Source organism: Paraburkholderia phosphatilytica, assembly GCF_003443895.1.
Lineage (GTDB): Bacteria > Pseudomonadota > Gammaproteobacteria > Burkholderiales > Burkholderiaceae > Paraburkholderia > Paraburkholderia phosphatilytica.
The window spans coordinates 104856-131328 of sequence record NZ_QQOA01000003.1; the positions used below are offsets into that span (position 1 = coordinate 104856).

Annotated in this window: 22 protein-coding genes and 1 tRNA gene; 6 read left to right on the forward strand and 17 right to left on the reverse strand. The window is 65.2% G+C overall.

The annotated features are described in order from the left end of the window. Positions 1-44 precede the first annotated feature (44 nt). A complete protein-coding gene (locus DVS29_RS04060) occupies positions 45-1004 on the forward strand; it encodes a patatin-like phospholipase family protein (protein WP_118179159.1) in 960 nt (319 codons plus the stop codon). 146 nt (positions 1005-1150) lie between these two features. On the opposite strand, the gene DVS29_RS04065 is transcribed toward DVS29_RS04060, so the two are convergent. From DVS29_RS04065 to DVS29_RS04085, 5 genes are all read right to left on the reverse strand, one after another. Continuing rightward, positions 1151-1825, reverse strand: coding sequence for a C40 family peptidase (locus DVS29_RS04065; protein ID WP_118179160.1), 675 nt, complete (start codon positions 1823-1825; stop codon positions 1151-1153). Between the two features lie 128 nt (positions 1826-1953). Next, complete coding sequence (locus DVS29_RS04070; RefSeq protein ID WP_240655451.1) at positions 1954-3591, reverse strand: ABC transporter ATP-binding protein; 1638 nt, start codon at positions 3589-3591, stop codon at positions 1954-1956. Beyond that, positions 3588-4694 carry an ABC transporter permease gene (locus tag DVS29_RS04075; RefSeq protein WP_240655452.1) on the reverse strand — a complete coding sequence of 369 codons (1107 nt, stop codon included), beginning with the start codon at positions 4692-4694 and terminating at the stop codon, positions 3588-3590. Before DVS29_RS04075 ends, DVS29_RS04070 begins: the two co-directional genes overlap by 4 nt. Position 4695: 1 nt before the next feature. Then, a complete protein-coding gene (locus tag DVS29_RS04080) occupies positions 4696-5733 on the reverse strand; it encodes a microcin C ABC transporter permease YejB (protein WP_118179162.1) in 1038 nt (345 codons plus the stop codon). 58 nt (positions 5734-5791) lie between these two features. Beyond that, entirely contained in the window at positions 5792-7609 is a 1818-nt protein-coding gene (locus DVS29_RS04085) for an extracellular solute-binding protein (protein ID WP_240655453.1), read from the reverse strand. 299 nt (positions 7610-7908) lie between these two features. Here DVS29_RS04085 and fabI point away from each other — a divergent pair, with 299 nt between their 5' ends. Continuing rightward, on the forward strand, positions 7909-8697 hold the full coding sequence (fabI, locus tag DVS29_RS04090) for an enoyl-ACP reductase FabI (RefSeq protein WP_118179164.1): 789 nt from the start codon (positions 7909-7911) through the stop codon (positions 8695-8697). A 71-nt stretch (positions 8698-8768) separates the two neighbouring features. Here fabI and DVS29_RS04095 read toward each other — a convergent pair whose 3' ends face one another. From DVS29_RS04095 to cysS, 10 genes are all read right to left on the reverse strand, one after another. Then, positions 8769-9101: a hypothetical protein gene (locus DVS29_RS04095; protein WP_118179165.1), complete on the reverse strand. Its 333-nt coding sequence runs from the start codon at positions 9099-9101 to the stop codon at positions 8769-8771. 161 nt (positions 9102-9262) lie between these two features. Next, a complete protein-coding gene (locus DVS29_RS04100; protein ID WP_118179166.1) occupies positions 9263-10828 on the reverse strand; it encodes a methyl-accepting chemotaxis protein in 1566 nt (521 codons plus the stop codon). Positions 10829-10937: 109 nt separating this feature from the next. Next, positions 10938-12008, reverse strand: coding sequence for a lactonase family protein (locus tag DVS29_RS04105; RefSeq protein ID WP_118179369.1), 1071 nt, complete (start codon positions 12006-12008; stop codon positions 10938-10940). 192 nt (positions 12009-12200) lie between these two features. Further along, a complete protein-coding gene (locus DVS29_RS04110; protein ID WP_118179167.1) occupies positions 12201-13538 on the reverse strand; it encodes an MFS transporter in 1338 nt (445 codons plus the stop codon). Between the two features lie 470 nt (positions 13539-14008). Continuing rightward, positions 14009-14102, reverse strand: a tRNA-Ser gene (locus tag DVS29_RS04115). Positions 14103-14299: 197 nt separating this feature from the next. Beyond that, positions 14300-15550 carry an aspartate kinase gene (locus DVS29_RS04120; RefSeq protein ID WP_118179168.1) on the reverse strand — a complete coding sequence of 417 codons (1251 nt, stop codon included), beginning with the start codon at positions 15548-15550 and terminating at the stop codon, positions 14300-14302. Between the two features lie 476 nt (positions 15551-16026). Further along, complete coding sequence (gene tilS / locus DVS29_RS04125) at positions 16027-17544, reverse strand: tRNA lysidine(34) synthetase TilS (protein WP_118179169.1); 1518 nt, start codon at positions 17542-17544, stop codon at positions 16027-16029. A 67-nt stretch (positions 17545-17611) separates the two neighbouring features. Next, positions 17612-18583: an acetyl-CoA carboxylase carboxyltransferase subunit alpha gene (locus DVS29_RS04130; protein ID WP_118179170.1), complete on the reverse strand. Its 972-nt coding sequence runs from the start codon at positions 18581-18583 to the stop codon at positions 17612-17614. 135 nt (positions 18584-18718) lie between these two features. Next, positions 18719-19789 (reverse strand): DNA-3-methyladenine glycosylase family protein, encoded by a 1071-nt coding sequence (locus DVS29_RS04135; RefSeq protein WP_118179171.1) that lies wholly within the window; start codon positions 19787-19789, stop codon positions 18719-18721. A 47-nt stretch (positions 19790-19836) separates the two neighbouring features. Next, positions 19837-21234: a cysteine--tRNA ligase gene (gene cysS / locus DVS29_RS04140; protein WP_118179172.1), complete on the reverse strand. Its 1398-nt coding sequence runs from the start codon at positions 21232-21234 to the stop codon at positions 19837-19839. 239 nt (positions 21235-21473) lie between these two features. Between cysS and DVS29_RS04145 the strand changes: the two genes are divergently transcribed. The 4 genes from DVS29_RS04145 to DVS29_RS04160 all read left to right on the forward strand — a co-directional run bounded on the left by DVS29_RS04145 (position 21474) and on the right by DVS29_RS04160 (position 24389). Continuing rightward, entirely contained in the window at positions 21474-22205 is a 732-nt protein-coding gene (locus tag DVS29_RS04145; RefSeq protein ID WP_118179173.1) for a tetratricopeptide repeat protein, read from the forward strand. A 36-nt stretch (positions 22206-22241) separates the two neighbouring features. Continuing rightward, positions 22242-22817 carry a peptidylprolyl isomerase gene (locus DVS29_RS04150; RefSeq protein WP_118179174.1) on the forward strand — a complete coding sequence of 192 codons (576 nt, stop codon included), beginning with the start codon at positions 22242-22244 and terminating at the stop codon, positions 22815-22817. A gap of 228 nt (positions 22818-23045) precedes the next feature. Beyond that, entirely contained in the window at positions 23046-23540 is a 495-nt protein-coding gene (locus DVS29_RS04155; protein ID WP_118179175.1) for a peptidylprolyl isomerase, read from the forward strand. 51 nt (positions 23541-23591) lie between these two features. After that, the gene (locus DVS29_RS04160) at positions 23592-24389 is read left to right on the forward strand and encodes a UDP-2,3-diacylglucosamine diphosphatase (protein WP_118179176.1); all 798 of its coding nucleotides are present in this window, start codon (positions 23592-23594) and stop codon (positions 24387-24389) included. A gap of 37 nt (positions 24390-24426) precedes the next feature. Here the strand turns inward: DVS29_RS04160 and cysE are convergent, their stop codons facing one another. Together cysE and DVS29_RS04170 are read right to left on the reverse strand one after the other, a co-directional pair. Next, complete coding sequence (gene cysE / locus DVS29_RS04165) at positions 24427-25260, reverse strand: serine O-acetyltransferase (protein ID WP_118179177.1); 834 nt, start codon at positions 25258-25260, stop codon at positions 24427-24429. A gap of 275 nt (positions 25261-25535) precedes the next feature. Continuing rightward, positions 25536-26366 (reverse strand): RNA methyltransferase, encoded by an 831-nt coding sequence (locus DVS29_RS04170; RefSeq protein ID WP_164707841.1) that lies wholly within the window; start codon positions 26364-26366, stop codon positions 25536-25538. Between the last annotated feature and the right edge of the window lie 107 nt (positions 26367-26473).

Below are 26473 nucleotides of genomic sequence, written 5' to 3' on the forward strand. Positions count from 1 at the left end.
GCCGTCATCCGCACCACGCGGGCGCGCCGTAGCTGGAGAAACTGTTGAATCCGTCCTCGCCGAAACTGAGCCGCCGCAGCTTTTCGCTGGCGGCCGCTTCCGCTGTCCTCACCGCCTGCACGACCACGGGCGGCAAACCCGATAACGTCACGCCGGCGCCGAATACCGCGTCCACCGCACCCGTCGTGCCGCCGCCCGTGCCGAAGGCGACGCGGCCGATCCGGGTCGGACTCGCGCTCGGCGGCGGCGCCGCGCGCGGCTTCGCGCACATCGGCGTGATCAAGGCGCTGGAGGCGCGCAACATCCAGGTCGACCTCGTCTGCGGTACGAGCGCGGGATCGGTCGTCGGTGCGCTGTACGCGTCGGGCATGAACGGCTTCGCGATCAACAAGCTCGCGCTGACGATGGACGAAGCATCGATCAGCGACTGGGCGATGCCGTTTCGCGCGCGCGGTTTCCTGCAGGGCGTCGCGCTGCAGAACTTCGTCGACTCGACGTTGAAGCACCGCCCGATCGAAAAGATGGCGAAGCCGCTCGGCATCGTGTCGACCGATCTGCGCACCGGCCAGCCGATCCTGTTCCAGCGCGGCGACACCGGCATCGCGGTGCGCGCGTCGTGCAGCGTGCCGTCGATCTTCGAGCCGGTGACGATCGGCGGCCACGAGTATGTGGACGGCGGCCTGGTGAGCCCGGTGCCGGCCGCGTTCGCGCGCAAGATGGGCGCCGATTTCGTGATCGCGGTGGACATCTCCGCGCGCCCCGAAAGCGCGCAGACGACGAGCTCGTTCGACATCCTGCTGCAGACCTTCACGATCATGGGTCAGACGATCAAGACCTACGAACTCGAAAAATATGCCGACATCGTGATCACGCCGAACCTGGCCGCGATGAGCGGCAGCGACTTCGGGCAGCGCAACGCGGCCATTCTGGCGGGCGAGGAGGCGGTCGCGAAGATTGCGCCCGAGTTGCAGCGGCGGCTGGCCGCGAGCCGCGTAGCGGCGTGATTTGACGTACTGACGGGCGCCCGCGGATTCGCGGGCACTCGTCAGGCAACTTCCTGCGCGCGGCAAGCCGGTCAATCGCCGCCGCACAAAGACAAACGCCCGTTCCATCCGGAACGGGCGTTTTGCATCGTGGAAACCGGTCAAGCCTAGTTGTTGCCGCCGATCGTCGCGCTCACGCGCTGCTTCAGATCCTGCACATCGGGAATTTCCGCGTCGATGCGGCGCGCGCCGGTGAAGCGCTTTTCCCAGTAGCCGTCGTCCAGATCGTCGACGCGGATCGTGCTGCCGGTGGACGGCGAATGCACGAACTTGTTGTCGCCGATATAGATGCCTACGTGCGACACCGCGCGGCGCATCGTGTTGAAGAACACGAGGTCGCCCGGTTTCAGGTCGGCGAGGCGAACCTTTTCGCCCACGTGGCTCATTTCCTCGGCGCGGCGCGGCAGCGACAGGCCCAGGGTGTCCTGGAACACGTAGCGCACGAAGCCGCTGCAATCGAGCCCGGAGTCCGGCGTGTTGCCGCCCCAACGGTAGCGCACGCCGATCATGTTCAGCGCGCCGACGACCACGTCGCCGGCCTTGCCCGCAACGCCCGACAGAAACGAACGGGCACCGCCTTCGGCGGATGCCGAATCGGTGCCTTGCGTGGAAGCCTGCTGGAGGGCTTGCGAAGTCGACGAACCGGAGCTCGTCGATGAGGCATTCTGGTTGAAACTGCTTACTTCGTCAGCGAAAACGCTGGGAGCTGCTGCAATCAGTACGCCAATGAACATCCCGGCGACGACGCGCGTACAAGCCTGGGTTAGGAATCGGTGCTGCATTGGTCGGTATTTTTTGCTTAAGAAACAAGGGTCTGCGGAAAAAAGTTTCGTCGATACTAGCCAGTAAGTATTTGCCTGTCAAAACAAATAGAAAAAATCAATCGGTAGACGCACCCAATTGGTGAATGTCAAGCAACCTTTGAAGCTTTCAGCAATCGTCGGGTGTAAGGGTGCGACGGCTCGGCAAAAATCTGCTCCACGTCTCCAGCTTCGACGATCGAACCGTTCTGCATCACCGCGACCCGGTGCGCCATCGCGCCGATCACGGCAAGGTCGTGGCTGATGAACACGAAGCCGAGGTTGTGACGGTGCTGCAACGACGACAGAAGTTTCAGCACCTGCTGCTGGATGGATACATCGAGCGCGCTCGTCGGTTCGTCGAGAATCAGGATGCGAGGCTCCAGTACAAGCGCCCTCGCGATCGCGATGCGCTGCCGCTGGCCGCCGGAAAATTCGTGCGGATAGCGTTGCAGCACCGTGCGGTCGAGGCCGACCTCGCGCAGCACCGAGATCACCTTGTCGCGGCGCGCGGCGGCGTCAAGCTGCGGCCGATGCACACCGAGCCCTTCGCCGACGATCCGCTCGATGGTCTGGCGCGGTGAAAGCGAACTGAACGGATCCTGAAAGACCACCTGCATGTCGGAGCGCAGCGCCGTGCGCTCGCGGCCCTGAAAGGTGTCCAGCGCACGGCCCTGGAACTCGATCGTCCCCTCGCTCGTGCGCTGCAGGCCGAGCAGCGCCATCGCGAGTGTCGATTTACCCGATCCCGACTCGCCGACGATGCCGAGCGTCTCGCCCTGGCGCACCGCCAGCGTCGCGCTGTCCACCGCGCGAAAGTGGCCCGCGCGGAACCAGCCCGCGAAACCGGGCAGCTTCGTGCGAAAGTCGACGGAGACGTCACGCGCTTCGAGCAGCACCGGCGAGATCGGCAGCACCGGCACCACCGTGCGCTCCGGCCGGCTGTTCAGAAGCCGCTGCGTGTACGGATGCTGCGGCGACGTGAAGATCGTCTCGACCGGCCCGCTCTCGACGAGCACGCCCCTCTCCATCACCGCGACGCGGTGCGCGAAATGGCGCACGAGGTTGAGGTCGTGCGTGATCAGCAGCACGGCCATGCCGCGCCGTTCGGCCTCGTCGCGTTGCAGCTCGAGCAGCAGCTCGACGATCTGCTCGCGGATCGTCACGTCGAGCGCGGTAGTGGGTTCGTCCGCGAGCAGCAGGCGCGGCCGGCACGCAAGCGCCATCGCGATCATCGCGCGCTGCCGCTGTCCGCCCGACAGCTGATGCGGGTAGCTGTTCACGCGCTTGCCCGGCTCGGCGATACCCGTGCGGTCGAGCAGCGCGACGGTTCGCCTGCGCGCTTCGGCGGCGCTCACGCCGTCGTGCAGCACGATGGTCTCCGAGATCTGCTCGCCGATCGTGTAGAGCGGGTTGAGCGCCGTCATCGGCTCCTGGAAGATCATCGCGATTTCGCTGCCGCGCAGGCCGCGCATGTCGCGCTCGCTCTTCGCGAGCAGGTCCTCGCCGTTGAAGCGGATCGCGCCGCTCACCTGCGCGTCGGCGAGCAGCCGCAGGATGGACAGCGCGGTGACGCTCTTGCCCGAACCGGATTCGCCGACGAGCGCGACGCGTTCGCCGCGGCCGATCGCGAGCGTGACGTCGTGCACCGCTTGCGACTCGCCGAACGCAACCGAGAGCCGCTCAAGCGACAGCAGCGGCCCCGCGGCGTCGCCTTGCGGCGCAGTGGATGTCGGAGCCGTGCTCACTGGTTGCCTCCGGCGCGCATCGCATCGCCAATCCGCGTATCGAGCGCATTGCGCAGCGCGTCGCCCATGAAGGTCAGCAGCAGCAGCATGAGCACCAGCACGCCGAACGTGGACAGCGAGATCCACCATGCGTCGAGATTCGCCTTGCCCTGCGCGAGCAGTTCGCCGAGGCTCGGCGTGGGCGGCGGCACACCGAGGCCAAGAAAATCGAGGCTCGTGAGCGCGAGAATCGCGCCGCTCATCCGGAACGGCAGGAACGTGATCACCGGCGTGAGGCTGTTCGGCAGCACGTGCCGCCAGATGATCTGCCAGTTCGGCAGGCCAAGCGCACGCGCGGCGCGCACGTAGTCCTGCGTGCGGTTGCGCAGGAACTCCGCGCGCACGTAGTCCGACAGGCCGATCCAGCCGAACAGCGACAGCAGCACGATCAGCAGGATGAAGCCGGGCTCGAAGATCGACGAGAAGATGATCAGCAGATAGAGCTCGGGCATTGCGCTCCAGATCTCGATCAGACGCTGGCCGATGATGTCGGTCTTGCCGCCGAAATAGCCCTGCACCGCGCCCGCGAGCACGCCGAGCACGGTGCCGATCAGCGTCAGCACGAGCGCGAACTCGACCGATACGCCGAAGCCGTACAGCAGCCGCGCGAACACGTCGCGGCCGCGGTCGTCGGTGCCGAGCCAGTTTTCGCGCGACGGCGGCGCCGGGTTCGGCGCCTTCGAGAAGTAGTTGAGCGTGTCGTAGTAGTAGTGATTCGGCGGATAGATCGCGAAGTTGCCCGGCGCGTCGAGCCGCTTCTTCACGTACGGGTCGAGATAGTCGGCGGGCGTCGGGAAGTCGCCGCCGAACGCCGTCTCCGGATACGTCTTCACGATCGGGAAGTACAGATGCCCGTCGTAGCGCGCGACGATCGGCTTGTCGTTGCACCACAGCGGCCCCGCCACGCTCGCAACGAACGCGACGATGAACACGACAAGGCTCCAGTAGCCGAGACGCTGCTGGCGAAACCGTTGCCACACGCGGCGCATCGGCGAAGGCGACACGAACGCCCGCACAGTGCGGTCGCGCGACGACGAATCGGGTTGAACGCGGGCCCGGCTCAAGTCAGCCCTCCAGTTGTTCGAATTGAATGCGCGGGTCGACCCACACATAGCAGAGGTCGGAAATCAGCTTGGTCGCGAGGCCGATCAGCGTGAATACGTAGAGCGTGCCGAGCACCACCGGATAGTCGCGCTGCTGCACCGACTGGTACGACAGCAGGCCGAGCCCGTCGAGCGAGAACAGCGTCTCGATCAGCAGGCTGCCGGTAAAGAACGCGCCGATGAACGCCGCCGGAAAGCCGACGATGAGCGGCAGCGACGCATTGCGGAAGATGTGCTTCCACAGCACGCGCCGCTCCGAGAGCCCCTTCGCGCGCGCGGTGAGCACGTACTGCTTGCGGACTTCGTCGAGGAACGCGTTCTTCGTCAGCATCGTGACGACCGCGAAACTGCCCACCACCGATGCGATCACGGGCAGCGTGATGTGCCACAGGTAGTCCGTGATCTTGCCGAGGATGCTGAGGTCGGCCCAGTTGTCGGACACGAGATTGCGCAGCGGAAAGATCTGCAGGAACGAGCCGCCGCCGAACAGCACGAGCAGCAGCACGCCCAGCACAAAACCGGGAATCGCGTAACCGGTCAGCACGATGACGCTCGTCACCAGATCGAAGCGCGAGCCGTTGCGGATCGCCTTCGCGATGCCGAGCGGCACCGATATCAGATAGGTGAGGAAGAACGTCCACAGGCCGATGCTGATCGACACCGGCAGCTTCGACACGATCAGCGACCACACGCTCTGATGCCGGAAGTAGCTCTGTCCGAGATCGAAGCGTGCGAAGCGCGACAGCATCAGCCAGTAGCGCGTGAGCGGCGGCTTGTCGAACCCGTAGAGCGCCTTCAGCTGCGCGATCTGCTGCGCGTCGACGCCGGTGTGCGCGCGCAGCCCGAACGGCGCGCCCTTCTCCGTGCTCTGCCGCAGCTGATGCACGTACTGTTCGACGGGACCGCCCGGCACGAACTGGATCACGGCGAAGGTCACGGTCAGCACGCCGAGCAGCGTCGGGATCATCAGCAGCAGGCGTTTGAGGATGTAGCTCCACATAGGCGGCGATCCGGTGACGGTTCAGGATGCGTGTTCAGCAAGGACAACCGGACGCCGCTCAATGCGGCGCCCACCACCACATCGATACGACCCAGTCTTCGGCGGAATAGTACAGCGGCAGGGTCGTCGGCCAGTGCAGATCGCGCCTGAAGGCAATGCGGTGCGTCGCGTTGTACCACTGCGGGACCACATAATAGCCATGCATCAGCACCCGGTCGAGCGCGTGGACCGCGTCGGTCAGTTGCTGCAGCGTCTGCGCGCGCACGAGCGCATTCAGGATCGCATCGACCGCGGGCGATTTCAGCCCGATGAAATTGCTCGACCCCGGCGTATCGGCCGCCTTGCTGCCGAAGCGGTCGATCTGGTCGGTGCCTGGCACCTGCACGCCCGGCATGTTGAGAATGGTCGCGTCGAAGTCGAATGCATCGAGCCGCTTCTGGTACACCGCGAAATCGGCCAGCCGATAGTTGGCCGTAATGCCAAGCTTCGCGAGATTGCGCTGATACGGCGCGATGACCTGCTGCATCACGTCGCTGCCGCCCGAGTCGTCGAGAATCTCGAACGTAAGCGGCTCGCCCTTCGCGTTGCGCAGCGCGCCGTCGCGATAGTGCCAGCCCGCCTCCTCCAGCAGCGCGCGCGCCGCTAGCAGATTCGCGCGAAGCGAGCCCGGCGGGTCCGTATCCGGCTGCGTGGGTGGCGGCCCGAACACGGCTGGATCGAGCTGCGCGCGCCAGGGGTTCAGCAGCGCGAGTTCCCCCGGCGAAGGCAAGCCCTTCGCCTGCAGATCGGTGCCGGCGAAATAGCTGTCGGTGCGCGTGTACTGGCTGTAGAACAGCTGCCGGTTGAGCCACTGGAAATCCAGCGCGAGATCGAGCGCCTTGCGCACCCGCTTGTCCTGGAAGAGCGGCCGGCGCAGGTTCAGATAGATGCCCTGCATGCCCGAGCCGTTGTGCTGCGGGAACTGGCACTTCAGCAGTTCGCCGTCGTCAAATTTCTTGCCGACGTCGCGACGCACCCAGTTGCGCGACACGTATTCGACGAGCGCGTCGTACTCGCCCGCCTTGAATGCCTCGAGCTTCGCGACCGTGTCCGAATAGAGCTTGTAGACGACGTGATCGAAGTTGTTCGTGCCGACGCGCACCGGCAGATTCACGCCCCAGTAGTGCGGATCGCGCCTGTAAGTGATCGTGCGGCCGTTCCGGTAGCTCTCGATCAGATACGGGCCGCTCGCGATCGGCGTTTCGAACGTCAGCTGGTCGAACGGCGTGCGGGTGCCGTCGGGCTTCACGCCCCACTTGTGCGAGAACACCGGCATGCCGCCCGCGAGGAACGGCAGCTCGCGGCTGCGGTCCCGAAACACGAAGCGCACCGTGTGCGGATCGATCACGTCCACGCGCGTGATCTCCGCGAAATACGCGGCGAATTGCGGCGCGGCCTGCGGGCTCTTCAGCGTGTCGAACGAATAGCGGACGTCTTCCGCGAGCACCGGGTCGCCATTGGAGAAGCGCGCGCGCGGATTGATGTGGAAGGTGGTGGACAGACCATCGGGGGCGATGCTCACGTCGTCCGCGAGCAGACCGTAGGCTGACGCAAGCTCGTCCGAGCTGCCGGTTAGCAGACTCTCGAACAGCATGCCGATACCCGGCGCGGGATTGCCGCGCAACGTGAACGGATTGAACTTGTCGAAGCTCGTCTGCCGGTCGGGATTCGCGAGCACGAGCGTGCCGCCCTTCGGCGCATCCGGGTTCACATAGTCGAAGTGCGTGAAATTCGCCGGATATTTCGGTTCGCCGTACTGCGCGATCGCATAGACCGCGTACGCCGGCGATGCGATAAAACCGGCCGCGAAGATGCATGCGGCGGCAACGAAAACCATCACGCCGCGTTCACGCGACGAGCGCGCCGCAGGTACACGCGTCGCACGCAGCAGCCCCGAAGGACCCTCCGCGCGTGAAGGTCCACAGACGACAGCACGCGATACCGCGCGTAACGCTTCGATCCATCGCGAGCCAGTGGTCATGGGTGAGGGTTGGGCCTGTGCGGGAAGGTGGACAGTTGCAATGTGAGACAATTCTATCCAAAATCCTGCGCGCTCCCGTACAACCGAACGGCTAACGTTCCGCTTTGCGCAGTGGAATTGGCCCGGGACGCGCGTTGACTTCACCAGGAGATTTCATGGGCTTTCTCGCTGACAAACGAATCCTGATCACGGGCCTGCTGTCGAGCCGTTCCATCGCGTACGGCATCGCTCAGGCCTGCAAGCGCGAAGGCGCGGAACTCGCGTTCACCTACGTCGGCGACCGGTTCAAGGACCGCATCACCGAATTCGCGACGGAATTCGGCAGCAACCTCGTGTTCCCGTGCGACGTCGGCGACGACGCGCAGATCGAAGCGCTCTTCGCTTCGCTGAAGGAGCACTGGCCGACGCTCGACGGCCTCGTGCATTCGATCGGCTTTGCGCCGCGCGAAGCGATCGCCGGCGACTTCCTCGAGGGCATGTCGCGTGAAAACTTCCGCATCGCGCACGACATCTCCGCGTACAGCTTCCCGGCGCTCGCGAAGGCCGCGCTGCCGATGCTGTCCGACGACGCGTCGCTGCTCACGCTCACCTATCTGGGCGCCGAACGCGCGATCCCGAACTACAACACGATGGGCCTCGCGAAGGCATCGCTCGAAGCGAGCGTGCGTTATCTCGCGGTATCGCTCGGCGGCAAGGGCATCCGCGTGAACGGCATTTCGGCCGGCCCGATCAAGACGCTCGCGGCGAGCGGCATCAAGGGCTTCGGCAAGATCCTCGATTTCGTGACGGACAACGCGCCGCTTAAGCGCAACGTGACGATCGAGCAGGTCGGCAACACGGCCGCGTTCCTGCTGTCCGATCTGTCGGCCGGCGTGACCGCGGAGATCGTACACGTCGACAGCGGATTCAGCTCGGTGGTCGGCGGGATGGCCGGACTCGAGTGACGATGCGCGTACGCTAACGCGCAGGCACAAAAAAACCGCCTTCTTCGGGCGGTTTTTTCATGGTGCTTCCATCAGTGCCAGCGGCCGTGATCGTCGTGGCCATAGTGACCGTAGCCGCCGTGATCGTAGCCATGATGGTGATACCACTCGTCGCGGCCCCAGTAACGACGGCCGTCCCAGTAACGATCGCCGTGCCAGCCGATCACGATGGCCGGCGCAGCGTACACGGGCGCCGGCTGATACACGACCGGCGGCGGGGGCGGTGCATACACAGGTGCCGGTGCAACGTACACGGGCGCCGGAATACCGATGTTGACCCCGATGTCCACGTGAGCCATGGCCGCGCTCGACGCGCCGATGGCCAGCGCGCCGATTACGAGCGAAACAAGACGAGTGGGCTTCATTTGTGTTCACCTTTTTGAGATGTGTTTTGCTGCGTGAAATATAGCGCAAGGTGCCCACCCGCGTATTTCAACTTTGTAATAACTGATGCATAAGATCGCGCGATCGTCGTGGGAGTTACGGTTGGTTACATCGATCGCAACCGATGTCGCGCCGACGCGACTCAGCGTGCGATCGCGGCCTCCAGCCGGAACGACGACACCGCATCTTCCAGTTGCCGTGCCTGCGCTTCGAGCGACCCCGCGGCGGCGGCGGCCTGCTCGACGAGCGCGGCGTTCTGCTGCGTCACCTGCTCCATCTGCGCAACCGCCTGGCCGACCTGCACGATACCGGTAGCCTGTTCGCTCGACTCCGCCGAGATCTCCTGCACGATGCCCGCGACACGCCGCACCGCTTCGACCGTTTCGTCGATCGCGGCGCCCGCCTGCGCGACCTGCGCATTGCCTGACTGCACGCGCGCGCGCGAGTCGTCGATCAGTGTCCGGATCTCGCGCGCGGCGCTCGCGCTACGCTGCGCGAGCGCGCGCACCTCGCCCGCGACCACGGCGAAACCACGTCCCTGTTCCCCCGCGCGCGCGGCTTCCACCGCTGCGTTCAGCGCAAGGATGTTGGTCTGGAACGCGATGCCGTCGATCGTGCCGATGATGTCCGCCATCCGCGTCGAGCCTTCTTTGATGTCGTTCATCGTCGTCACCACACTGCGCACGACGTCGCCGCTGCGCATCGCGAGTTGCGCCGCGTCGCTCGCCAGCGTGCTCGCCGCGCGCGCATTCTCCGCATTGCTGGCGACTGTCGAAGTCAGCTGCTTCATGCTCGCGGCCGTCTCTTCCAGTGCCGCGGACTGCTGCTCGGTGCGCGACGACAGATCCAGGTTCCCCGCGGCAATCTCCTGAGCGCCGACGTTCACCGAGTCCGAGCTGCTGAGCACCTGCCGCACGGTGCGCGCGAGCCCCTCTTTCATCCGCGTGATCGCAACGAGCAGACGTCCCACCTCGTTGTTGCCCGCCGCCGCGATCGCGATCGTCAGGTCGCCGTCGGCCACCTTGTCGAGCAGGCGGGCCGCCTCGGTCAACGGCCTGACGACGAGCGCGCGCAGCGCGAAATGCACGGCGACGATGAGGCCGAGCGCCACGATCACACCGCACACGACGAGCTTGACGATCAGTTGGTAGCGCGCATCGCCGAGATCGGTCTCCGTCTGGGCGAGTTCGTTCGCCTGCTTCTGGAATTTTTCGACGACCACCGAGTAAGCGGCGCCCGACGCCGTGATGTCCTTCGCGTTGATCGCCGCGTACTTCGCGGGGTCGTTCGCGCGCAATGCATCGAGGGCGCGCTGCACCGTGTCGGTGTGCGCACGCGCCAGCTGCACGATGCTTTGCTGAAGCGCGTCGTCCTGCCCATCGAAGCTCGGCGCACTGGCGAACGACCGCAGTTGCGCCATCGACTTGTCGATACTCGCCTGCGCGCTGTCGATCGCTTTCGTGTTCGGGCTCGCGCCCGGTTCTTCGCGCGCGGTGCTGTATGCGCGGACCAGCGCGCTGCGCGCGCGGGTCATGTCCTTGTACGCGTCGTTGAGCAGAATGCAGCGCGCCGAAATAGTGTGCACGCGGTCGGTCGACCGGTTCGCCGCGTGCAACGAAGCGATGCCCGCCATCCCGCCGCCCACGATCATCGCGCCGAAAATCGCGAGTATCGCGAGCAACCCCGTGCGTATGCTGATGTTCTTCATGTCGTGTTCCCCAGTGACTCCGCGTCCCTCGTTCGGGCGCGATGCCGGACCATGCGGCCGCGACGCGGCGACCGGTGCGATCGCGGCCGCCGGCCCGGTCCGCTGCCCGCTATTTGACGTCGACGATCTCGACCCACGAAGGATTCTTGCCCACGAGGAACGAGCCCTGCAGCTTGAGCTCGCCCGTCGCGGGATCGATGCGATGCACGCTGACCGCGTTCGACAGCTGCCCGGCCGACAGCAGCCAGTGTCCTGACGGATCGATCGCGAATGCGCGCGGCTGCTTTTCGGTCGGATACTCGCCGATCTTCGTCAGGTTGCCGTCCTGCGCGTCGATCCGGTATGCGATCAACGTGCTGGACGTGCGCTCCGATGCGTACAGGTAATGGCCATCGGGTGTCGTGTGAACGTCCGCGGCCCACGGCGTGCCAGTGAAGCCGGCGGGCACCGCGGAGACGGTCTGGCGGATCGCGAGCGTGCCCCGGTCAGGATCGAACGCGGCGCGCTCCAGCTTGCCGTCGAGTTCGTCGACGATGTAGACGACGCGGCCGTTCGGATGGAACGTGAAATGTCGCGGGCCCGCCTGATTCGCGAAATTCAGCGTGGGCGGATCGTTGGGCGTGATCGCGCCCGTTTTCGCGTCGAAGCGGCACTGCATGATGATGTCGCCGCCGAGATTCGTCGCGAAGAGCCAGCGGTTCGATGGGTCGGTCTTGATCGCATGCGCCTTCGGCTTCGTCGGAATCACGATGCTCGCGGGCGCCACCACACCTTCCTCGCCGATGCGGCTCTCGCTGATCAGATTGCCGCCGTACGATGCCGCAAAGAGAAAGCGTCCCGTCCGGTCGGTCGACAGATTGGCCATGCTCTCCGGTAACGGCGATGTCGCGACTGGCGTCAGCATGCCGTCGCCCGCGCCGACGCGAAAGCTCGCGACGGAGTACGGCTTCGAGCGCAGCGACGCGAACAGATAGCGGCGATCCGGGCTCACCGCGAGCGGCATCACCATGCCAGATACCGGCACGTCCTGAACCGACGACAGCTTGCCGGTCGCTTCATTCAGACGCAGCACCGAAATCGACTGGCTGTCCGCGTTCGATACGTAGACCGCGGTCGACGCGTACGCCGTACCAGTCAGCCCGCCCAGAGTCGCCGCAAGCGCGGCCGTCCATTTCGTCATCGCATGCACGAACGTTCTCCATTCCGTTCGGCGCGGAGGTCGCAGCCCCTCGCCGTTGTTTGTCTGATGCGTTGCAGACCCTCCTGCGAACGAGGGTGAAGATGCATCGGCAATTACGGCATGCGGCCAGACAACTTTAACGAGGGGTAAGGATTGTCTGACATGTACGAAGCCTCATGCGCTTCGTGGACCTCAATGACGCAGTTCGACCCGCCTGATATCCCGCACGATCACGAGATAGCTGAACACGGTGAGCAACGCGTTGGCGCCGACGAAGACGAGCGCTCCGCTGAAGGAACCGGTGCTGCCGACCAGATAGCCGATGACGATCGGCGTGACGATGCCCGCGGTATTGCCGAACAGGTTGAAGATCGCGCCGGACAGGCCGACCGCCTCCGGCGGCGCCGTATCGGCAACGACGGCCCAGCCGAGCGCGCCGAGACCCTTGCCGAAGAACGCGAGCGCCATCAGGCTGACGACGAGCCAGTTCTCGTGGACGTAGTTGCAGCCGATCATGGTCACCGACAGCAGCATCCCGCCGACGATCGGCACCTTGCGCGCCACCGTCAGCGAATGGCCGCGCCGCAGCAGCCCATCCGACAGCACGCCGCCCAGCATGCCGCCCGCAAAGCCGCAGATCGCGGGCGCCGACGCGGCGAAGCCTGCCTGCAGGATCGTCATCCCGCGCGCCTGCACGAGATAGAGCGGAAACCACGTCAGGAAGAAGTAGGTCAGCACGTTGATGCAGTACTGGCCGAGATAGACGCCGAGCAGCATGCGGTTGGTCAGGAGCTGACGCATCAGCGCGAAACTCGAGACGCCGCCGCCGGCGTCCGCCCGTTCGACGCGCGGTCCCGGTCGAACCACGCCGCCGCCCTGTTCGATGTAGTCGAGTTCGGCGCGGTTGACGCCGGGATGCTCGGACGGGCTGCGCATCAGCTTGAGCCACAACAGCACGATCGCGAAGCCCGCGACGCCCATCGCGAGGTACACGTGGCGCCAGCCGAACGCGTGCGTGAGCCACGCCATAAACGGCGTGAAGACCGCGGCCGCACAGTATTGGGCGGCATTGAAGATCGCCGATGCCGTGCCGCGCTCGGCGGTCGGAAACCAGCTCGCGACGATCTTGCCGTTGGCCGGAAAAGCCGGCGCTTCGGCGAAACCCATCGCGAAGCGCAGCGCGAACAACGTCGCGATCGCCGCGCCGCCGGCCACGAGGCCGACACTGCCCTGCAGCAGCGTGAACAGCGACCAGAAGAAGATGCTGGCCGCGTAGACCCGGCGCGCGCCGAAGCGGTCGAGCAGCCAGCCGCTCGGCAGCTGCGCGAGCACGTACGCCCAGCTGAACGCGGAGAACACGTAGCCCATCTGGACCGCGTCGATGCCGAATTCCTTGCGCATCGCCGTGCCGGTGACCGAGAGGGTCGCGCGGTCGGCGTAGTTGAACGTCGTGATGATGAAGATCATCAGCAGGATGCCGTAGCGGACGTTGCTGCGTTGGGCGACGCTCGCGGCGCGGCTGAGTTCCATCGTGTCTCCAGAACGTTGGGCAAAGGCGGCAGGCGGAATTCGATGCGCGACGGTCATCCGCTCACGGCACCGGTCGCGGGATCGTCCTGCCGGATCTCGCGCCTCTATTTGTAATACAACATAGAATCATTAAACAATGTTGTCTGTCAACAAATCTTTCGGCCACACGCGACCACTCAGGGTCCGCAAGCACTCCTCAAAGTGTTTTTCCAACGGCTACCTGGCTTGACAGGATTCGCGCCCAGTGGACGACCGCGCATAGCGTGCTGCGGAGGGTGAAATCGAGGCTGCCGGAGCGACGACCTCGGGCGGTATTCGATTTGCGCCTGGCGCTCCCTGAAGCGCTCAAGACCGGCGTGCTCTACGGACACATCTTTCGGTGAACTGAAGACCCGGCTGAACCGTTTGGCGACCCAAAAAACAAAAACCCCGTAAGTCCTAAAACTTACGGGGTTTCGCCGCCATATCACTGGCGGAGACGGAGGGATTCGAACCCTCGATCCAGGTTTTGGCCCAGATGCTCCCTTAGCAGGGGAGTGCCTTCGACCTCTCGGCCACGTCTCCCAAACTTTCGCTCGCGCCAGGGAGGCAGCGCGACGAAGCCAAGATAATAGCGGGTTCACGGCTCGTGGTCAAACGCCACGGCACGGTTTTTGTCGTGCCGTCATCGACCTGTCATGCCCCTCGCCCGCTATGATTTGCTACCGGCTATGCCGGTTCGCGAGCGGCGCGCGCCTCGACGCGCACCGCCCGCGCGAAGCTCACGCCTGATCAAGTTCGAACGCCTTGTGGAGCGCGCGCACCGCAAGCTCCATGTACTTCTCGTCGATCAGCACCGAGATCTTGATTTCGGAGGTGGAGATCATCTGGATGTTGATGCCCTCTTCCGACAGCGTGCGGAACATCGTGCTCGCGATGCCCACGTGCGAACGCATGCCGACGCCGACCACTGACACCTTCGACACCTTCGGATCGCCCAGCACCTGCTCCGCGTTCACATGGCCCTTCACCTGACCCGTGAGGATGTCCATCGCGCGCTGATAGTCGCCGCGGCCGACCGTGAACGTGAACGCCGTCTTGCCTTCGACGCTCTGGTTCTGGATGATCATGTCGACGTCGATGTTCGCGTCTGCCACGGGGCCGAGAATCTGGTACGCGATGCCCGGCTTGTCGGGCACACCCATCACGGCGATACGCGCCTCATCGCGCTGGAACGCGATACCCGAGATGACTGCTTTTTCCATGGTCTCGTCTTCTTCAAAAGTAATCAGGGTGCCCGACTTCATCTCGTCGTCGAGCGACATCAGCGGATCGGTCAAGCTCGACAGCACACGCGTCTTCACCTGATATTTGCCGGCAAATTCCACCGAGCGGATCTGCAGCACCTTCGAGCCGAGGCTCGCCATTTCCAGCATTTCCTCGAACGTGACGCGATCGAGCCGGCGCGCTTCTTCGACGACGCGCGGGTCGGTCGTGTAGACGCCGTCCACATCCGTGTAGATCAGGCACTCTTCGGCCTTCAGCGCAGCCGCGACCGCCACCGCCGACGTGTCCGAGCCACCGCGGCCGAGCGTCGTGATGTGGCCTTCGGGGTCGATGCCCTGGAAGCCGGTGATCACGACGACCTTGCCATCGTCGAGATCGCGCAGCACGCGCTCGCTTTCGATGTCGCTGATGCGTGCCTTCGTGAATGCGCTGTCGGTTTTGACCGCGACCTGCCAGCCGGCGTAGCTGACTGCATCGACGCCCATCTCGTGCAGCGCGATGGACAGGAGTCCGACGCTGACCTGTTCGCCGGTGGACGCGATCATGTCGAGTTCGCGCGGGCTCGGCTGCGCCGAGATCTCTTTGGCGAGGCCGATCAGGCGGTTCGTTTCGCCGGACATCGCCGACGGCACGACGACCATCTTGTGGCCGGCCTTGTGCCATTTCGCGACGCGTCTTGCGACGTTCTTGATGCGCTCGACCGAGCCCATCGAAGTGCCGCCGTATTTATGTACGATGAGTGCCATTGTCGTTCTGAACTGGAGGAGTAACCGCGCTGGCGCACTGGCAGTGCCCGCAGAAACAGCAGCGTTACGGAAAGCGGCGAACGATGGCGGAATGCGGGGACATGAATGCAGCGCGTGCAGCACACGCGGGGTTGTCCGGGCGGGCGCCGATACCGCCTCGTCGCTTTGACCACTTGGCGTAACGACTCGGCGCGCCGACAGGGTGCTATCGCGCGAACGACCCGTGGCTCGCGCGCGGCCCCGAGTGCACGATGTGCCTGTTCACCGCACGGACCGCTTGTGACGATTAAAGCGAGCCGGACAACCGAAAACCTTACCCGATTGATACCAAAAAGACAAGCTTTGCAATCGGATGCGGCACCGTAAATGCTTGTACGCAAACGATTTGTGCGAACGTGGGGCGCGATCGCGACGACTGTTGGGGCTTCGGGTTCCGGTGGCGCCCGGGTGGTACTCCGTTGCTGCTTGCACAGCGCTCACGCAAGCGTGAGATCCGGACGCCACTCGATGCGAACCCACGCCGCCGCTGCGCCACGCGCTTCGTCCGGCTGATCTTTCGAAACACCTTCCAGCGCATCGGCATTGAGGCCGAGCTCCGGCACGAACAGCAACCGCTCGCCTGCATACAGCAACGGCACGTCGCGCCGCCACGCTGGAATGCCGCGGCGCTGGAACAGATTCTTCAGCGTGCGGCTCAAGTCCCCGGGCGCGCGGCGCATCCGCTCGCCACCCTTGCGCGAGCACGCGACGAGCGGCGCGACTTCGAGCACGCGAACGTCGATCGCCTCGCGATCTTCTGCCGGCGCGGGCGCGAACACGAAGGACCCGCGCCATTGCGGCAGATGCCACACCATCTGGCCACGCCAGCGCAGTTCGCTCGGCGCGCGCGGCTGCAGCGCCGTCTCGTCGGCCGGCTCGGCACTGTCGCCCGCCTCCCAGTAGACGACGCCGCGATAGCACCGCAACGCCTGCCCCGCGTGATCGACCCGCATCGCGTGATCGTCGCCGAGTTCGCGCAACTGGCGCAGCGCATCGGCAAGACGCGCGGCCGATGCCGCCGGCATGCCTAGCGAACGCATCCAGTAACGCAGCAGATTCGATGCGCGCTCGTCGTCGAGCGCGAGGAGCGCGTCGCGGCGCAGTGCTTCAGCGGCGGCTTCCGACGCAGCTGGCGATGCTTTCGCGTCGGTTGATATGTCTGCGTGCTCACGCGCGAGCTCTGCCACGTTCGCGTCGACCGCCACCTCGCGCAGATCGAGCCGCGCCAGTTCATCGAGCAGACGCTGCGCCGATGCCGCGTGCGCGGCCGTGCGCGCGAACGCGTCGCGAAAGCCTGGAAAGCGCACGGCCAGCGTCGGCATCACGTCGTGACGCAACGCGTTGCGCGCGTAGCGTGTGTCGTCGTTCGACTCGTCGTCGATCCAGCGCAGCCCGCGTCCGGTCGCATACTGTTCGAGCTGCGCGCGCAGCACGCGCAGCAGCGGCCGCGAGCGCGGCACCGTCGCGCCCGGCGCGCGATAGTCGGAGCCCATCGCGGCGAGACCCGCCAGCCCAGCGCCGCGCAACAGTTGCAGCAACACCGTTTCCGCCTGATCGTCGGCATGCTGCGCGAGCCATAACGACGCGACGCCGTGCTCGTCACACCGACGATCGAGCGCACGATAACGCGCGTCGCGCGCCGCCGCCTCGACGCTCACCCCGCTCGTACGCGACATGTCGACCCGCTCCGCGGCAAACGCCGCGCCGCACGCACGCGCCGATGTTTCGCAATGGGCGAGCCATTCGTCCGCATGACTTGAGAGACCGTGATGCACATGCAGCGCCACGACTCGCGCCGCGCCGGCAACGCGCACTGCCGCATCGAGCAGCACGCTCGAATCGAGCCCGCCGCTGAAGCCGATCGCGACGCGCGCGTCGGGAGGCAGCGCGGAAAGCGCAACGCCGACCGCATCGAGAACGACACGGTCGGCGTTGGAAGAAGAAGTATCGGTCACGGCAGGACGGCGCTCTCGCGCCCCTCGGACGAAAAATCGCGCGACGCCCGGTCGCGCACCTTGCGCGTCATGCGCCCGGCGTCGTTTCCTTGTACTTGCCGTACGCCATCAGACGTTCGAAGCGGCGCTGACGCAGATCGGGAATGCTCATCCCCTGGAACTGGCGCAGCGTATCCGCGAGCGCGCGGCGCAGCAGCGCGGCCATGCCCTTCGGATCGCGGTGCGCGCCGCCAAGCGGCTCGTTGATGATCTTGTCGATCAGGCCGAGCGCCTTCAGGCGATGCGCGGTCAGACCCAGCGCTTCGGCAGCTTCCGGCGCCTTGGCCGCGCTCTTCCACAGAATCGACGCGCAGCCTTCGGGCGAAATCACCGAGTAGGTGGAGAACTGCAGCATCAGCACGCTATCCGACACGGCGACCGCGAGCGCGCCGCCCGAGCCGCCCTCGCCGATCACCGTCGCGATCAGCGGCGTCTTCAGTTCGGCCATCACATACAGGTTGCGGCCGATCGCTTCCGATTGGCCGCGCTCTTCCGCGCCGATGCCCGGATACGCACCCGGCGTATCGATGAACGTGAAGATCGGCAGCCCGAACTTTTCGGCGAGCCGCATCAGGCGCTCCGCCTTGCGATAGCCTTCCGGGCGCGGCATGCCGAAGTTGCGCGCCGCGCGTTCCTTCGTATCACGGCCCTTCTGGTGGCCGATGATCATGCATGCATGACCGTTGAAACGGGCGAGACCGCCGACGATCGACAGGTCGTCCGAGAACGAACGATCGCCGTGCAGTTCGTGGAAATCGGTGAACAGCTCGTTGACGTAGTCGAGCGTGTAGGGACGTTGCGGATGACGCGCAATCTGCGAAACCTGCCAGGGCGACAGGTTCGCATAGAGATCCTTCGTGAGCTGCTGACTTTTCTTCGACAGCCGATCGATCTCTTCCGAAATATCGACGGCCGAATCGTCCTGAACGAAGCGCAATTCTTCGATCTTCGCTTCGAGTTCAGCGATCGGCTGTTCGAAATCCAGAAAAGTGGTCTTCATTGGTTGTAATCCTTGGACTTACCGGCAGCGCGTATTCTAACCGCCCTGGCTGCCGTCAATATAGCCTTTCAACTATCGAACGCAAAATTCAATAGTCGAATAGAACGGTCATGCGACCGCATGTGCCGCACGGGCTCAAACCGCGACGGGCAGAGGATCGAGGCTGCGCCACATGTACCAGGTCGCGACGGTGCGCCACGGTTCCCAGTTCGCGGCCACTTCACGTGCTTCGCTGCGCGTAACCGGTTCGCCGCTGAAGTAATTGACGCTGATCGCACGAATCAGGCCAAGGTCGTCAAGCGGCAGCACATCGGGACGCGACAGGTTGAAGATCAGGAACATCTCCGCGGTCCAGCGGCCGATGCCGCGGATCTGCGTGAGTTCGGCGATCACGTCCTCGTCTTCCATCGACGTCCACTTGCCGACGTGCAGCGCGCCCGACACGAAGTGTTCGGCGAGATCGAGGATGTATTCGCTCTTGCGCTTCGACAGTCCGCACGCCACGAGCCGGTCGTGGCCGAGCTTGATGAACTGCTGCGGCACGAGCTTCGGGCAGGCGTCTTCGATGCGTTGCCATGCCGCCTGCGCGGAAGCGACCGACACCTGCTGGCCGACCACCGAACGCGCGAGCGTCACGAACGGATCGCCGCGGCTTTGCAGATGCACGGGACCGAACTTTGGAATCAGCTTCTTCAGGATCCGGTCACGCTTGACGAGGTCCGCGCATGCCTTGTCCCAGTACGCGGGCCGTGTAACCTCGGGCGCGAGGCCGCCGATCTGCACCGGCACCGCGGCTTCGGTTTCCGCGGAGACGGCGCGCGACTTGCGCACCACCTCGCCTTCGTTCGTATCGCTCGCGAGTTCCTGCACGTCTTTCGCAAGTTCGGCCGGCAGCGCGCCGTTCACGCTGTTCGCGCCTTTCGACTTGGCGCGCGCCTGGCGCGGTGCCGCGGGTGTGGCCTTCGCATGTTTCGAAAGACGCGCGCCGGAGCCGTTGAGCGTGCGCTTGCCCGCGGCGTGATTGGCCGCGGCCGCACTGGTCGCGTTCGCCGTCGCGCCCTTGGCCGCCCCTTTCGCGGCGGTCTTCGCGGCACCCGCCGCGCGTTTCATTGCCGCGCCGCTGCGCGCGCGAGCGCCCTTCGTCGCGGCTGTCGCGTTCGTCTGAGACGCGGCACGCTTTGCCGGCGTCTTCGTGACCGTTGCCATCCTGCCTCCTGCCTGGCGAGTCGATCAGAGGGAAGTTCGAGTGGCGCTCACACGCGCCGCCACTCGGTCAACCCGCCGGGTTTGTCTTCAAGCGCAATGCCGGCCTCGAGCAACTCTGCCCGGATCCGGTCTGCTTCGGCAAAATTGCGCGCCGCCTTTGCTGCCGCGCGCGCGGTGATCTTCGCTTCGATATCGGCGACTTCGGGTGCGCCTTCGCCCGCGCTGCCCGCGGCCTGCTGAAGGAATGCGCGCGGTTCGCGCACGAGCAGACCGAGCACGCGTGCAAGCTGCTGCAACTGACGTGCGAGCGCGGCGTCGCGCGTACGGTTCACTTCGCTCGCGAGTTCGAACAGCACCGCGACCGCGACCGGCGTATTGAAGTCGTCGTTCATCGCCGCCCCGAAACGCTCTGCGTGCGATTCGTGCCAGTCGAGCGGTGCATCGTCCGGTGTCACGTCCTTGAGCGCCGTATAAAGACGCGTCAGCGCATTGCGCGCGTCGTCGATATGGATATCACTGTAGTTGAGCGGCGAGCGGTATTGCGCGCGCGCGATAAAAAATCGCACGACCTCCGCATCGTAGCGCGCGAGCACTTCGCGGATCGTAAAAAAATTCCCGAGCGATTTCGACATCTTCTCGCTGTCGATCTGCACGAAACCGTTGTGCATCCAGTAGTTGACGAAGGTTTGCCCGCTCGCCCCTTCGCTCTGTGCAATTTCGTTTTCATGGTGCGGAAACTGCAGGTCCATGCCGCCGCCGTGAATATCGAAGTGTTCGCCGAGGAGCGTGCAGCCCATGGCCGAGCACTCGATATGCCAACCTGGACGGCCGCGTCCAAACGCCGAGTCCCAGCTCGTGTCCGCGGGCTCTTCGGGCTTCGCGCTTTTCCACAGCACGAAGTCGAGCGGGTCCTGCTTCGCGTCGTTGGCCGCCACGCGTTCGCCCGCGCGCAGGTCTTCCAGCGACTTGCCCGAGAGCTTGCCGTAGCCGGCGAATTTGCGCACTGCGTAATTGACGTCGCCATCGGCCGCGCGATACGCGTAGCCGTTCGCCTCGAGCCGGCCGATCAGGTTCAGCATCTGCGGGATGTACGCGGTAGCGCGCGGCTCGAGGTCCGGCCGCTCGACGCCGAGCGCATCCGCATCTTCGTGCAGCGCGGCGATGAAGCGGTCGGTCAGCGCCTTGATCGACTCGCCGTTCTCGACGGCGCGCCGGATGATCTTGTCGTCGATATCGGTAATGTTGCGCACATACGTGACACGGTAGCCGAGGGTGCGAAGCCAGCGCTGCACGACGTCGAACACGACCATCACGCGCGCATGACCGACGTGACAATAGTCATAGACCGTCATGCCGCAGACGTACATGCGAACGACGCCCTCTTCGAGCGGCACGAAGGTTTGCTTGTCGCGCGCAAGCGTGTTGTAGATGCGCAGTGATTCCATAGAGACGATACGTGGGCCGACAGAAGCCGCGTCGGAGAGTCATGCAAATGTGCAGCACCCGACGATACACGATCCATGCGGGGATGGCACTGAGCGCAGCGTCGCGCGCACCGGGCGCGGCGATCAGACTGCTGACAACGCGGAGACGACCACGAGTGGCGAAAAGACAGTCAGCGGTTCACGGAACGCGCGGACCTTTTGTTAGAATGGCTCGGAGTATAACATCCAGACCTTAGCCTATGAAATCTTCCCGCGGCCGCGCGCAGAGCGCCGCAACCTCCGCCGTGCACCTCGCGGCGGCAGCCGTTTGCGGTGTCGCGCTGGCGTTCCTGCCGGCCACCTCCGCACAGGCCCAGATCGCCGCGACGCACGGGCCGGCCGTGCGCGACGGCACCCCCGAGATCGACGCGGCGATCGCCCAGAAGAACTGGGAGTCGGCGTTGAAGCAGCTCGATGCGCGCATCGCGTCGAACCCGCACGACGCACAGGCGAAGTTCAAGCGCGGCACCGTGCTCGCGCATCTGAACCGCGACGACGACGCAATCGCGCAGTTCACCGAGCTCACGCAATCCTTTCCGGAACTGCCCGAGCCGTACAACAATCTCGCTGCGCTCTACGCGAAGCAGGGCCGCTACGACGAAGCGCGCGCCGCGCTCGAAACGGCCGTGAAGGCAAACCCGTCGTACGGCCTCGCTTACGAAAACCTGGGCGATCTGTATCTGCGTCTCGCGAGCGAATCGTACAAGCGCGCGCAAAGCCTCGGCCACGCGAGCGGCACCACGGCGCTGCGCATCGCGCAGATCCAGCGCATCGTGTCGCCGGCGCCGAAAGCGGCTGCGGCCACGTCTGCGTCGAACACGGGCGCGTACACCGCGCGCGCCACGTCGAACATCACGGACCAGCCGTCGTTTACGTTCGGCGGACCGAACGGCTCGCTCGCCATGCCGCCTTATATGGCGCCGTCGCAGTAATTACCACATACCCGTTTTTTTACCCCGAGGATCTCCATGAAATGGTTGATGTTGGCGCTCGGCAGCGCCGCCCTGATCGCGAACGCATCCGCATTTGCACAGGCTCCCGCCGCTCATCCGACCGTGCTGCTGAAAACGTCGGACGGTGACATCCGTGTCGAGCTGTACCCTGAGAAGGCGCCAAAGACGGTTGCGAACTTTCTCGATTACGTGAAGTCCGGTCAGTACAGCGGCACGATCTTTCACCGCGTGATTCCCGGCTTCATGATCCAGGGCGGCGGCTACACTACGAGCTACGCCGAGAAGCCGACCCGCGCGCCGATTCCGCTCGAAAGCCAGAACGGCCTGAAGAACTCGCTCGGCACGATCGCGATGGCGCGCACGAGCGATCCGAACTCCGCGACCGACCAGTTCTTCATCAACACGGTCGACAACGCCGGCCTCGACTATCCGAATCCGGACGGCAACGGCTACGCGGTGTTCGGCAAGGTCACGGCCGGCATGGACGTCGTGAAGAGGATCGAAGGCACACCCACCACCACGCGCGGGCCGATGTCCGACGTGCCGCAGAAGCCGATCGTGATCGAATCGGCAACCGTCGTGAGCAAATAAGAAGAAGGCCGCGCGACACCGCCTGCCATGCCGGCAGGCGCTACGCCCACGATGCGGCCGGCAGGCCGGGCCGCATCGATCGAGCGGTCAGCGGAAACGTCCGCACACCCGTGCGCCCGCAAGCAGCAGGCGTCGCGGGCGCTGGAAGCAGCACCATCTGCACCGCGCCCGCCAGCACACCGCCGCGGGCGCATTGTCCATCCATCCGTCACTCACAAGGATCCCATCATGGTCGAACTGCATACGAACCACGGCATCATCAAGATCGAACTGGACGCCGAGAAAGCGCCGAAGACGGTTGAGAACTTCCTCGCTTACGTGAAGAAAGGCCACTACGACGGCACGGTGTTTCACCGTGTGATCGACGGCTTCATGATCCAGGGCGGCGGTTTCGAAGCCGGCATGAAGCAGAAGCCGACCGATGCGCCGATCGAGAACGAAGCGAACAACGGTCTCAAGAACGTGCACGGCTCGCTCGCGATGGCCCGCACGAACGACCCGCATTCGGCCACCGCGCAGTTCTTCATCAACGTGAACGACAACGACTTCCTGAACCACTCGTCGCCGACACCGCAAGGCTGGGGCTATGCAGTATTCGGCAAGGTCGTCGAAGGCCTCGAGGTGCTCGACAGCATCCGCCGCGTGAAGACCGGCTCGAAGGGCTTCCACCAGGACGTGCCGGTCGACGACGTCGTGATCGAGAAGGCGGTCGTCGTCGAATAACGACGTTCCAGCACCAGCAGCACAACAAGCGGAAACGGAATCGGGGCGGCGATGTTGCAGGAAAAGTCGTTGAGAAACGCGGCTGCGGGCGTGCCTGGAGAAGGCAAGCGTCCGCACGCCGCGCGCCCATTTCTGTTTCTGTCGGATCTGCATCTGAGCGAGTCAATCCCGAAGACCGTCGCGGCGTTCGAGCACTTCGTGCGCGTCACCGCCGACCAGGCGGATTCGGTGTTCATCCTCGGCGATCTTTTCGAATACTGGGTTGGCGACGACATGCTCGCCGAGCCCTTCCCCGCGCAGATGGCCGCGCTGATGCACACGTTGAGCGAGCGCGGCATCGCGCTCTACGTGATGCACGGCAATCGCGACTTCCTGCTCGGCAAGCGCTTCATGCGCGCGGCGGGCGCCGTCTGGCTGCCCGATCCGTTCGTGATCACCGCGTTCGGCTCGAGGATCGCGCTCGCGCACGGTGACGCGCTGTGTACCGCGGACCGCGGCTATCAGATATTTCGCCGCTTCGCCCGCAACCGCCTCGCGCAACTGCTGTTTCTCGCGTGGCCATTCAGATGGCGGCGCGCGCTGGCCGAACGGATGCGCACGAAGAGCGAAGCCGGCCGCGAGCGGCCACCGCTGCCGCGTTACGACGTGACGACGCACGGCGTGAATGCGCTCTTCAAGGCAAGCGGGACGAAGACGATGATTCACGGACACACGCACCGCCCTGCCCGTCATAGCGACGCGGATCGAGTGCGCTACGTGCTGCCCGACTGGGACCTCGACCACGGCGCAAAGCGTGGCGGGTATCTGCGGATCGATTCAGAAGGCATTCGCGTGCTGCCGCTCGATTGAGCGACGCGGGCGGGCGACATGCGTGTCGCGCTCGCACTTACTCCTGCTCGACCTTCCCCTGAATCGCCGCCGACAGCCGGCGCAGATCGAGTAACGCCGCGTCCGTCCCTTGTAGCGCTTCAAGACCGGCGCCGAGCCGCTCGAGCGCGGCAACGATTTCATCGATGCGCTGTGTCTGGGTTGCCGCGTGATCGATCAGACCGTGAATGGCGAGCGAAACCGGGTCATCTGCGTTCGGCGTAATGCCGTATGCGCAGAACGCATCGCGCGGCGTCAGCGATTTGCCGTTCGACGCCGCAGTCGAGAGCTCCGCATCACACGCATCTTTCGCAGCCGCGGCGGCAACTGCCGATTTCGCCGGCATGATCACGCGCGCCGGATTCCCGACCGCCGTTGCGCCCGCTGGCACCGGCTTCACGACGACGGCGTTCGAGCCGATCTTCGCGTCCGCGCCGATCGTGAAGCCGCCGAGTACCTTCGCGCCCGCCCCGACGATCACGCCGCGCCCGAGCGTCGGATGCCGCTTCGCACCGCGCGTGAGCGACGTGCCGCCGAGCGTCACGCCCTGATAGATCGTGCAGTCGTCGCCAACTTCGGCGGTCTCGCCGATCACGATGCCCATCCCGTGATCGATGAACACCCGGCGTCCGAGCGTCGCGCCCGGATGGATCTCGATGCCGGTCAGGAAGCGCGCGAGCTGCGAAACGAAGCGCGCGAGCCAGCGGCGCTTCGCACGCCAGAATGCATGCGCGAGCCGGTGCAGCACGATCGCGTGCAGGCCCGGATAACACGTGAGCACTTCCCAGGCGCTGCGGGCGGCGGGATCGCGCTCGCGGATCGTGGCAATGTCTTCGCGAAGTCTCGTGAACATGGCAGGTGCGCAGTGATGGGGGAAATGGCCGCGGCGCGTCGAGGCGCCGCGTGCTGCCTGCTCGTGCAGCATCGGCGGCGCAGGTGGGCCTTGTGATCGCTCCGGCAACACAGCGCCGCCCGTTAGCAGAACCGCAGCTAAGCTCAGCAGGTTTTCGGGATTGTAGGGCGAAGCCGGAAACGCTGCCGGAAGTCCCCGCAGCGAGCAAGGTCGGCCTGGCGGGCCGTCCGCGCATGAGGCCCGTGGGCGCAAGCCGCCCTTGCCCCACGCTGCCGCTAGTGCTCGTCGTGCTTCGTCTTCAGCAGGATGTGTTTCGCGATGCCGCGCACGATGTTCACCTCTTCGCGCTCCAGCCCAGAGCGCGCGAACAGCCGCCGCAGCCGCGACATCAGCTTCTTCGGGTTGGCCGGGTCGAGGAAATCGAGCGCGATCAGCGCGTTTTCCAGATGCACGAACATCCGCTCGATCTCGTCGCTGGCGGCGCGCGTGCCCACCGTCGCCGCGGGCGCCGGTGCGGCCGGGGCAGCGTCGGCGCCCAGATAGGCCAGCCGCAGTTCGTAAGCCAGTACCTGCACCGCCTGCGCAAGATTCAGCGAGCTGTACGCGGGATTGGCCGGGATGTGCGCGAGCACGCTGCAACGCTCGACGTCGTCGTTCGAGAGGCCGGTGCGCTCATTGCCGAACACAAGCGCGATGTCGCCCTGCGTCGCGTGCCCGGACGCGTGCGGCGCCAGTACGCGCGGTGGCATCTGCGGCGGCCCGTACTCGCGGCTGCGCGCCGTCAACGCGACCGACCACTGCACGCCGCTCAACGCATCGGCGAGGGACGGCACCACGTGCGCGGACGCGAGCACGTCGTCGGCGCCGCTCGCCATCGCGACCGCATCCGGATGCGACTGCACGTTATCGACCCGCGGCGCGACCAGCACGAGCCGCGAGAAGCCCATCGTCTTCAGCGCGCGGGCCGCGGCGCCGACATTGCCTGGGTGGCTCGGCTCGACGAGTACGAAACGGGTGGACGTAAAGCCGCCGCGCACCGGGCCGGCGCTATCGGTGGCGCCTGCCGGATCGGGCGACGGGGAAGACGGTGGATGCGGTTGAGTCACGATACGAAGACGAAGCAAGCGGAAAACGGGGAATCCAAAGGGGCGCGAGGAAAAGCGGCCATCGAAACGCTATGGTAGCGCCCAACGGAAGATGCGCCCAATCGGCC

Coding starts and splice junctions, on each gene's coding strand:
- DVS29_RS04110 (WP_118179167.1), bottom strand. CDS start 13,538: ATGGAACTCAGCCGCGCCGCGAGCGTCGCCCAACGCAGCAACGTCCGC.
- DVS29_RS04100 (WP_118179166.1), bottom strand. CDS start 10,828: ATGAAGAACATCAGCATACGCACGGGGTTGCTCGCGATACTCGCGATT.
- fabI (WP_118179164.1), top strand. CDS start 7,909: ATGGGCTTTCTCGCTGACAAACGAATCCTGATCACGGGCCTGCTGTCG.
- DVS29_RS04080 (WP_118179162.1), bottom strand. CDS start 5,733: ATGTGGAGCTACATCCTCAAACGCCTGCTGCTGATGATCCCGACGCTG.
- DVS29_RS04145 (WP_118179173.1), top strand. CDS start 21,474: ATGAAATCTTCCCGCGGCCGCGCGCAGAGCGCCGCAACCTCCGCCGTG.
- DVS29_RS04160 (WP_118179176.1), top strand. CDS start 23,592: ATGTTGCAGGAAAAGTCGTTGAGAAACGCGGCTGCGGGCGTGCCTGGA.
- DVS29_RS04105 (WP_118179369.1), bottom strand. CDS start 12,008: ATGACGAAATGGACGGCCGCGCTTGCGGCGACTCTGGGCGGGCTGACT.
- DVS29_RS04095 (WP_118179165.1), bottom strand. CDS start 9,101: ATGAAGCCCACTCGTCTTGTTTCGCTCGTAATCGGCGCGCTGGCCATC.
- DVS29_RS04135 (WP_118179171.1), bottom strand. CDS start 19,789: ATGGCAACGGTCACGAAGACGCCGGCAAAGCGTGCCGCGTCTCAGACG.
- DVS29_RS04150 (WP_118179174.1), top strand. CDS start 22,242: ATGAAATGGTTGATGTTGGCGCTCGGCAGCGCCGCCCTGATCGCGAAC.
- cysE (WP_118179177.1), bottom strand. CDS start 25,260: ATGTTCACGAGACTTCGCGAAGACATTGCCACGATCCGCGAGCGCGAT.
- DVS29_RS04065 (WP_118179160.1), bottom strand. CDS start 1,825: ATGCAGCACCGATTCCTAACCCAGGCTTGTACGCGCGTCGTCGCCGGG.
- DVS29_RS04130 (WP_118179170.1), bottom strand. CDS start 18,583: ATGAAGACCACTTTTCTGGATTTCGAACAGCCGATCGCTGAACTCGAA.
- DVS29_RS04120 (WP_118179168.1), bottom strand. CDS start 15,550: ATGGCACTCATCGTACATAAATACGGCGGCACTTCGATGGGCTCGGTC.
- DVS29_RS04155 (WP_118179175.1), top strand. CDS start 23,046: ATGGTCGAACTGCATACGAACCACGGCATCATCAAGATCGAACTGGAC.
- cysS (WP_118179172.1), bottom strand. CDS start 21,234: ATGGAATCACTGCGCATCTACAACACGCTTGCGCGCGACAAGCAAACC.
- DVS29_RS04085 (WP_240655453.1), bottom strand. CDS start 7,609: ATGGTTTTCGTTGCCGCCGCATGCATCTTCGCGGCCGGTTTTATCGCA.